At 52.8% G+C, this 9,003-nt stretch carries 6 protein-coding genes; 5 read left to right on the forward strand and 1 reads right to left on the reverse strand.

The features are described 5' to 3' along the window. Window positions 1–20 precede the first annotated feature (20 nt). Window positions 21–2,204: a TonB-dependent receptor gene (locus ACYVIY_RS01910; protein ID WP_460974558.1), complete on the reverse strand. Its 2,184-nt coding sequence runs from the start codon at window positions 2,202–2,204 to the stop codon at window positions 21–23. A gap of 158 nt (window positions 2,205–2,362) precedes the next feature. On the opposite strand from ACYVIY_RS01910, the gene ACYVIY_RS01915 reads away from it, so the two are divergent. The 5 genes from ACYVIY_RS01915 to ACYVIY_RS01935 all read left to right on the forward strand — a co-directional run bounded on the left by ACYVIY_RS01915 (window position 2,363) and on the right by ACYVIY_RS01935 (window position 8,902). Next, window positions 2,363–2,959: a LutC/YkgG family protein gene (locus tag ACYVIY_RS01915; RefSeq protein WP_460974559.1), complete on the forward strand. Its 597-nt coding sequence runs from the start codon at window positions 2,363–2,365 to the stop codon at window positions 2,957–2,959. 45 nt (window positions 2,960–3,004) lie between these two features. Further along, window positions 3,005–3,556: a GNAT family N-acetyltransferase gene (locus ACYVIY_RS01920; RefSeq protein ID WP_460974560.1), complete on the forward strand. Its 552-nt coding sequence runs from the start codon at window positions 3,005–3,007 to the stop codon at window positions 3,554–3,556. A 130-nt stretch (window positions 3,557–3,686) separates the two neighbouring features. Then, window positions 3,687–4,403, forward strand: a complete 717-nt coding sequence (gene cmk, locus ACYVIY_RS01925; protein ID WP_460974561.1) for a (d)CMP kinase — start codon at window positions 3,687–3,689, stop codon at window positions 4,401–4,403. Between the two features lie 63 nt (window positions 4,404–4,466). Then, on the forward strand, window positions 4,467–5,522 hold the full coding sequence (locus ACYVIY_RS01930) for an NAD(P)/FAD-dependent oxidoreductase (protein WP_460974562.1): 1,056 nt from the start codon (window positions 4,467–4,469) through the stop codon (window positions 5,520–5,522). Between the two features lie 107 nt (window positions 5,523–5,629). Next, entirely contained in the window at window positions 5,630–8,902 is a 3,273-nt protein-coding gene (locus ACYVIY_RS01935; RefSeq protein WP_460974563.1) for a hypothetical protein, read from the forward strand. Window positions 8,903–9,003 lie beyond the last annotated feature (101 nt).

Here is a 9,003-nt window from a genome sequence, read left to right on the forward strand (position 1 = left end):
GCGTAAGTTGATGATCGATGTTACAATTCGTTGATATTGACTTTAGCTTTCTTCGAAAGCATGACTAGGCCGCCGACGAAGAAACTCCGGTACGATTGCGGACCAACAGCGTAGCGCGTCTGGCTCGGTCCGCCATCGCGATTGGGAGCGTAGCGGTACGTGAACACATTCTGCGTGTTCAGAATATTATCCACCGATGCGTATAAGACGACGAGGTTTCGTTTAATGCGGGTGACGTGGCTGGCCGAAAAGCTCAGGTTGTTGACAATGGGTGTACGATCAGCCAGGAAATCAGTATCACTCCGGTTAGGATTGTAATAAGGCCGCCCGCTGCTGATGGTGTACGTCAGGCCCATGTTCGTGCTGATTTTCTCGAAATATCGCTTCGTGATGAGGCTGATGTTGTGATTCGAGATAAAGGTGGGCGTGGCCGCAACGGTATACTGTTGAAAGAGACGCTTGGTGTCAACGTAACTATACGTAACCCAGTAGTCCAGCCCTTTTACGGTTTTCTGGTCGCGCCAGAACACATCAAAACCTTTGGCGTAACCGGAGCCGCTGTTGTCAGTACGTCCCCAGGGAAAGCGGTAGGGATTGGCATCGAAGGGTTGGCCGGTGAACTCACGTATCAGTTGCGCGTAATTCTTGTAGAAGGTTTCGATCCGGAACGTGCGCTTATTTTTGATGATCTGGTAGTTGAGAATCAGGTGATCGGCCCGTTCGAAATCAAGCGATTTGTTTAGATAGAGATAACGATAATCCGGGGTTTGGTAAAACTGTCCGTAGGCCAGCGAGACCTGACTAAATACGCCGGTTTTATACGCCAGCGACAAGCGGGGTGATACGCTAAACCGGTCGATAACGGACGAATATTCACCACGCAGGCCCAATTGAACCGCCAGGTTACGCCCCAGGTACGTTTGGGACTCCGCAAACACCGATCCATACGCATCGTGCAGCTTATACTGGGTGCCTAATACTGAATTTCCGATGGTGATGGAATGCGCTTCTGCCCCAAACAGAAACGAGTTATTGCTGCCTAAAAGTCGGGTTAAGACAAGCCGACCCTGAGCGCGTTCACTCGACCGGCCGAAATCCTGCGCATCGAAGGTGGTGGCATCGGTATCGTAGCTGTACGATAAACCAGAGTTTAAGGACCAGCGACCGTTTGCCCAACTGTCGGTGTACGTACTGGTCGTAAAGAAGTTGCGGTTATGCTGTTGTAAAGCGGTTAAACCAAGCTCGTTTGATGGGTCGCGAAAATTCATGCCTAACCGGCTGTCGGAGTACATGCCGTAAAACTTGAGCATACCCGTCTGGCTGGGTTTAAGCCGGTAGGTGAGCGAAGAACCAGCGAACTCAGGCTCACGCGTCCACTCAATGGTTTGCTTAACGAGCGCAAAAAGCGGTTTCAGGTTTCCGTAGTAACCCGTTGCCGAAATCGACGATTTTTCGCTGGCGTGATCGTAGCTGATACCCGCGTTGGCCAGATTTAGGCTCAGTCCCAAGCCTTCGTTCTGCGTTTTATCGACAGTGTTCAGCAAGAGTACCGATGACAGCGCCTGACCGTACTGCGCCGAGTAACCGCCTGTGCTGAAGGACGTCCCCTTGAACATGAAAGGCTGAAACCGGCCGCGCGACTGTACATCGGGTAGTGAACTAAAGTATGGATTCTGAACAATCATGCCGTCGATCACTACTTTGGCTTCAGCATTAGACCCACCACGTACAAACAGACCTTCCTGCTCCCCGACGCGCTGTGTGCCGGGCAACAGATTCATAGCGGCCGTAATGTCGGCTGCGGCTCCCGCGGTCGTGACAATGTCCATGGGTTTCAGCATGGTCATCCGTTTTTCGTCCGACGCTTCGAACGACCCAGCCGTTATGACGACCGTATTTAGCTCATTGGCCATCTCGGTCAGGCGAATGATTAGCGGGCTAGACTGTGCGACGATAATTTTCTTAGCAAATGGTTCGTAGCCAATGTAGGATACCATCAGGGTGGCTGTGTCCTGGCGGGAGGTAGAGAAGCGGAACGCTCCAGTGCTGTCGGTATTGGCCCCGTCGTAGGTACCGCGCAGAAATACGTTCGCACCGGGCAAAGCATGCCCTTTCTGGTCCAGTACGCGACCGACTAGAGCGACCTGGGCTAACAGCGGACTTGTTATTAAGACGAGAATAAAGAGGACGTAGGGCGGTTTCATGGCGGCTCTTGTTGTGACCTGATGAGTCAAAACTAGCGTGCCGGATTGCCGACCTTTTGCCTTTTCCGACGAATGTCGGTAGGTGGGGCGTGAAATAGGGTAGGAAAGGGACGAAGTTATTTTTGTAGTATTGACGTATCAAACGCAATCCAGGCGCTATGACTGCCCGCAACCAACTCCTTGACCGTATTCGCCAGAATAAACCTGAGCCACTTCCTCTGCCCGAAGTTCCTTTATTCATAACTGAGACCGACGATCTGCTCGCTCAGTTTCAAGACGCCCTGACGTTTGTTGGGGGGCAGTTGATCGACCTTAGAGCGGGGGGGACATTAGCGGAACCCCTTCGGCAACGCTTTCCGGAAGCACAGCGTATTGTATCGGCCGTAGCACTTCCCGGTATCGAATTGACAACGATCGATGCACAGACCGACAAAGTCATCCTGGAGCAGATTGACGTGGCAGTCTTACAAGGCGAATTTGCGGTAGCCGAGAATTCCGCTATCTGGGTGCCGGAAGCGGCCATGTTTCACCGCGCACTTCCATTTATTGCGCAGCACCTGGTGCTGGTGATCAACCCGGCCCGGCTTGTACCGAATATGCACGTAGCGTACCAGCAAATCGACCGGACGCAACTCAGTTACGGGGTATTTATCGCGGGCCCATCCAAAACCGCCGACATTGAGCAATCGTTAGTGATTGGTGCACACGGTGCCCGCAGCTTAACGGTTGTGTTTATGAATGATACGTTGCGCTAACATTTAGAGCAATCTGTTGTTACTGACGTAAAACCCTGCGCTCCCTTGACTACTACTTTGATTACGTTTCAGCTTTCGGTTGGTCGCCTTCGTCCCTGGCGCGAGGGAGACGAAGATTCGTTATCGCATCACGCCAGTAACCGGCGTATCTGGAATAATGTACGCGACTTTTTTCCCTATCCATATACGCCCCGGGATGCTCACTCGTGGGTGCGTTCGAATAAATCGTACCAGCAGCCGAACAACCTGGCCGTTGAAATAGACGGGCAGGCCGTGGGTAATATTGGCTTTACGGTTAAAGATGATATTTATCGCTATAACGCCGAAATTGGCTATTGGCTGGGTGAAGATTACTGGGGGCGGGGCATCATGACCGAAGCGGTACCGATTATGACGAACTATATCTTCCAGAATTTTCAGGTCAACCGCATTTTTGCCTGCGTACTCGAAGGCAACATCGGGTCCATGCGCGTGCTCGAATCAGCGGGTTATCGGCACGAAGCTATTCACCGGAAGGCCGCCGTTAAAAACAATCAATACCTGGATGAGCATATCTTTGCCTTGCTTCGGTCGGAGCATAAAGAGCTGGTTATATAACGTAGTTGGTAGCAGGACGTAACGCCTGCAACGTCACCATTGCGAAGGTACTTACCCCGCGTCATCCTTTGCCCTCCGCGTTTTTTGTGGTTATTTTGCCAAAACCTTACCGCTTCGGCGGGTCGTTTTCATGCCGAAGATCGTAATTGCCATTGACGGATACTCAAGTTGCGGGAAGAGCACAACCGCCAAAGCTGTAGCCGCCCGAATGGGCTACGGATACATTGATACGGGGGCCATGTATCGGGCTGTCAGCTTATTCTTTATTCAGGAGCGGGTGACGCTGTCGAACCACAAAGAAGTGACCACCGCGCTCGAACGTATCCACATTACCTTTAACCACAACGCCCGGACCGGCAAAAACGAAACCTGTCTCAATGGGCTGAACGTGGAAGAGGAGATTCGGAAGATGTATATCTCGAACATCGTCAGCGAGGTCAGCGCCATTCCGGAAGTTCGTTGGGCTATGGTTGCCCAGCAGCAGAAAATGGGTCGCAAACGGGGCGTAGTTATGGATGGGCGGGACATTGGTACCAAGGTGTTTCCCGATGCCGAAGTAAAAGTGTTTATGACCGCCGATACGTTTATTCGGGCGCAGCGTCGGCAGCAGGAACTCCTGGCCAAAGGCGAGCTGGTAAACCTCGACGACATTGTAAAGAATCTCGAAAAGCGCGATCTAATTGATACAACCCGTTCCGAAAGCCCATTGGTACAAGCCCCCGATGCTACGTTGCTGGATACTTCGCACATGACCATCGAAGAGCAGGTCGACTGGGTAATCGAACAGGCTGATCGGCGGCTATCGGAACTGCATCGCGAAGCCCTCGCCCGCCGGAAACAAGCCTGAGCATCACTCGGAAAACTAAACAACGGCCCGCTGGCCGAACTCATCATCGTTGATTAATTAGCAATGAAAGCCGATTTCCTGATTGTAGGGCAGGGGGTAGCCGGTTCGGTGCTGGCCTGGACCCTGGATCAACGCGGCTGTACCGTACTGCTGGCCGATGATCCCGCGTTGCCTTCGGCTTCGTCGGTGGCCGCCGGAATCGTGAATCCGCTGACGGGCCGAAAACTCGTTCGAACCTGGAAAGCCGATGAGCTGTTTCCGTTCCTGCATCAATTTTATACCTCAATCGAACGCCAGCTAGGCGTCCGTTTTTTTCATCCGACCCGCATTTACCGGCCTTTTCGTTCTGCTGCCGAACAGGCCGATTACCTCGCTCTGGCAGCTCAACCCGACCTCCAGCCTTACGTGTCTACGCAGGTTGATAATCAGCAGTACAGCGGTTTTATTAAGAACTCCTTCGGCGGACTGGAAGTCACACAGGCTGGGTGGATTGACCTGACCGAATTTGTGCGGATTATCAAAGGCTATTTCGTGCGGAAAAATCAATATTACGAAGGACGAGTAGATGCCAGCAAATTGATCATTAAGGAGAATGCGGTCGAGTGGAAAGAAATTGAAATTGGAAACGTGATCTTTTGCGATGGTACGCAGGGCAGGGAGAATGAGCTGTTTAACTGGTTGCCCTATAATCCCGTAAAAGGCCAGGTCCTGACAGTTACCGTCGATTCGTACCCGATCAAGAATATCGTCAATCAGGGGGTGTTTATCCTGCCGGTGCGGGATGGGTTACTAAAAATAGGCGCTACCTACACCTGGCATGATCTGGATTGGCAAACAACCGACGATGGTCGCGCGTTCTTAGAATCGAAGGTCAGCAGCGTCCTGAACGTACCGTATCAGATTGTAGCCCAGCAGGCTGGCATCCGCCCGTCCACCAAAGACCGGCGGCCCTTTGTAGGGCTGCACCCCCGGCAGTCGGCGGTGGGTATTTTTGGCGGCATGGGTACGAAAGGCGTGTCGCTGTCGCCGTATTTGGCGGAGCAGTTTGCGCGTCATCTGCTCGATGGCGAAGATTTGGAGTCAGAAGCGAATATTAATCGGTATATATCGTTATTGTAAGGAATTAGAAAGTTAGGGGCGAGGAGTAAGAATTTATACGTGTCGGGTATAGGACGCGTCAGCCATTCTCACTCTTCGCTCCTGACTTCTGAGAAGATTGACCTGTTATGCGAAATCAATACATTCTGCTGTTGGGCCTGTGGTTGGGCGGCTTAAGCATGGCCGCGGCTCAAAACTATCCATCGCTTGAGCGGTTCGGTAAAAACCGCATTCAATACCGAGGTTTCGACTGGAAAATCATCCGGACGTCGAACTTCGAGATTTATTATTACCAGGACGGAACCCAGATCGCGAACCTGACCGCTCAGTACGCGGAGTCGGAGTTTGACCGGATCACGGAACTGCTCGGGTATACGCCATATAATCGCATCAAGATCTTCCTGTTCAATTCACCGGAAGAGCTAGCGCAGAGCAACATCGGACTCAACGCCCAGAGTGGCCTAAGCAGCCGGGAGCAGGATCTGTCTAAGTCGCGGGTCGAGCTGGCTTTCACTGGTGATCAGGTCAGTTTTCGTCGGCAGATCATCCGTGACATTTCGATGCTGTTCGTCTATGATATGCTGTACGGCGGCAGCCTGAAAGATGCTTTACAGAGTTCGCTGTTGCTGACCTTGCCCGATTGGTTTATGCCGGGTATTGCTTCATACATCGCCGAAGGCAACAGCCTTGAACTGGATGATTACATGCGCGACGTATCGTTGAATCACCCCGTCCGCAAACCATCTCTGTTATCGGGCGCGGAGGCCGAGCGCATTGGTCACTCGATCTGGAACTATATCGTTCAGAAGTACGGCCGCGACAACGTATCGAACATCCTGAACCTAACCCGAATCATCCGGAACGAGCAAAGCAGCATTTCCAGTACGCTGGGTATACCGTACAGCCGCTTCCTGCGCGAATGGCGCGAGTATTACGCCGGTATGGCTAACAGCGTATCGCAGTCATACCGCAGTACAGCCGACGATTTTCAGTTGAAAGTTGGGTCAGCCGACGCGAAGAATGTCTTAATCAGCCTGAAACTTAGCCCCGATAAACAATACATTGCGTATTCGGTGCTGCGCGACGGTAAGTTCAGCGTTGAGGTGGTAAACACCACGAACCGGAAAAAAACGACGGTGCTGGCAGGCGGCTACCGGCTCGATGGGCAGTCAACCCGCACCAGTACTCCGCTGGTCGCCTGGCAAAAGGGTAACAACCTGCTGGTAATCACCGACGAGTTAGGACGTACCAATCTGTATCAGTTCGGTAATTTCGAAAAACGGCCTAAGCAGCTCTTCAAACGGCAGGTCAATGGCCTTTCGCAGGTAGTCTGGATGGATGCTTCCGAGGATGGGGGCAGCCTGATTTTAAGCGCCGAACGGAAGGGGCAGAACGACCTGTTCCTGTACAGCATCAACCGGGGTTCGTATCAGCAGCTTACCAATGACTTGTACGACGATCTGTACCCGGCCTTCGTCGGACGGACGGCCCGGCAGGTGGTGTTCAGCTCGAACCGCAAAGACGATACGCTCGGGGTCGATAAAGGCTCGTATAAAACCGTTCGGGATCAACTGAGTCTGTTTTCGCACGAAGGCAGCGCCCGTGATCTGTCCCTGGTTCGCTTAACGGATTCACTGACCTACGCGACCCAGCCTCTGCCGGCCAGCGAAACGAGCGTCTTCTTCCTGAGTGATGCGACGGGTATCCGTAACCTGTATAAGCTTGATACGGAAATCAAATCCGTCGCTCAACTAACGGCTTTCCCACAAAGCATTCGGTTGTACGATTTGAATCCAGCCAATGGGGGTTTTGTGTATAGCACACTGAAGAACGGGGAAGAATACGTAGCGTTTCGGTCGCAGTTGAATCTCACTCAATCGGTCCAATCGCCCCCGACCCAGCGGGCCAGCAGTTTGCGACCCGCAGCCACAAGCTCGAGAAGCGGGCAGGTGAAAACGGATACGGCAGCGCAACAAAACCGGACCGCGGCCCTCGACACCAGTAAAACCAGAACCGCCGGATCAGGTGGTCTGCAGCCAGACCCGGACAAACGTTTGGCTTTGGAACCTGGTGAAGTCGATACCGATAATTACCAGTTTGATCCCGAAGTGCTCAAAGCGGCTGAATACCGCCAGCGTCGTTCGGTCGCCGGTGTTACGCCCAGCATCACCACTGCGCCCCCGCGCAATCGTCGCCGGGAGAACATTACGATCCGCGGGCCATTTGACTACAAAGGGCTGTTCGGTATCAATGAGGCTACGTCGAACTGGCGGATCGACCCAATTCGGGGATTTGGTTACGCTCAGGACGTTACGTTGACTGACTTGCTGGAAAACCATGTCTTGCGGGCGGGCGGCTTTATCACCACCACGTTACGTAACAGTGACCTGTTCGCCGAATATTCCAACCTGACGCACCGGGTCGATTTTGGGGCTCGGGTCGACCGGCAGACGTTGTTTTTGCCACCGGATGCCGGGTTTACCCAGAAGTACCGCTACAACCGATTCGCGGTGTCGGCATCCTATCCTATATCGGTGAATAGCCGTTTCACCGTATCGCCGTTCTATGCCATCACGCGGCTGATCGATCTGTCGTCGTTTGCCGAACCCGACCGCGTATCTGATTACGCCGGTGTGCGGGGTGAGTTTGTATTCGACAACACCAAGGTCAATGGCATGAACATGACCATGGGAACGCGACTGAAACTACGCTTTGAAGAGTACGCCGGTCTGCGTTCGGCATCGGAAGGCTTCCGGCGCTTGTCACTTGACTTACGGCATTACCAGCGAATCCACCGTGACCTGATTCTGGCGGCTCGCTTTGCCTTTAGTCAATCGGGTGGACCCTCGCCCAAACAGAGCACGCTGGGCGGTATGGAAAACTGGATTGGGGCTAACCAGAAAGAACTGGTAACGTCTAATCCGCTGCTCGTACCGAATACCTTACTGAACGAAGTGCCAACGGACTACCGGGATGTGTTCTTCCTTGATTTTGCTGCGCCGTTGCGGGGTTTCCGGCAAGGGAAATTAACGGGCAATAGCTACATGCTGTTCAATGCCGAGTTGCGATTGCCGCTGATACGTTACCTCTACCGGGGCAACATTACGTCGAACTTCCTCCGGAACCTACAGCTGGTGGCTTTCACCGACATTGGCACCGCCTGGACGGGGAGTGGCCCATTCAGTCAGCAAAACAGTCTGAATACCGAAGTTGTGGGTGGGGGGAATATACCGTTCCGGGCAACCGTAACAAACTTCAAGAATCCCTTCCTCATCGGCTATGGTGCCGGTGTGCGGACCATGATCTTTGGCTACTTCGTCAAGTTTGATTATGGCTGGGGTCTCGAAGACAAAGTGCTGAGCAAACCGATTGCTTACCTCACCTTAGGCTATGATTTCTAGTCAAGGAAATTCGTCAGTGATCGTATATAGCCTGTAATAATCAGGTACACAAACGTAAAAGGCCACTCCAGATCTGGAGTGGCCTTTTACGTTTGTGTACT

This window comes from Spirosoma knui (genome assembly GCF_054780635.1).

Coding starts and splice junctions, on each gene's coding strand:
- ACYVIY_RS01910 (WP_460974558.1), bottom strand. CDS start 2,204: ATGAAACCGCCCTACGTCCTCTTTATTCTCGTCTTAATAACAAGTCCG.
- ACYVIY_RS01915 (WP_460974559.1), top strand. CDS start 2,363: ATGACTGCCCGCAACCAACTCCTTGACCGTATTCGCCAGAATAAACCT.
- cmk (WP_460974561.1), top strand. CDS start 3,687: ATGCCGAAGATCGTAATTGCCATTGACGGATACTCAAGTTGCGGGAAG.
- ACYVIY_RS01930 (WP_460974562.1), top strand. CDS start 4,467: ATGAAAGCCGATTTCCTGATTGTAGGGCAGGGGGTAGCCGGTTCGGTG.
- ACYVIY_RS01935 (WP_460974563.1), top strand. CDS start 5,630: ATGCGAAATCAATACATTCTGCTGTTGGGCCTGTGGTTGGGCGGCTTA.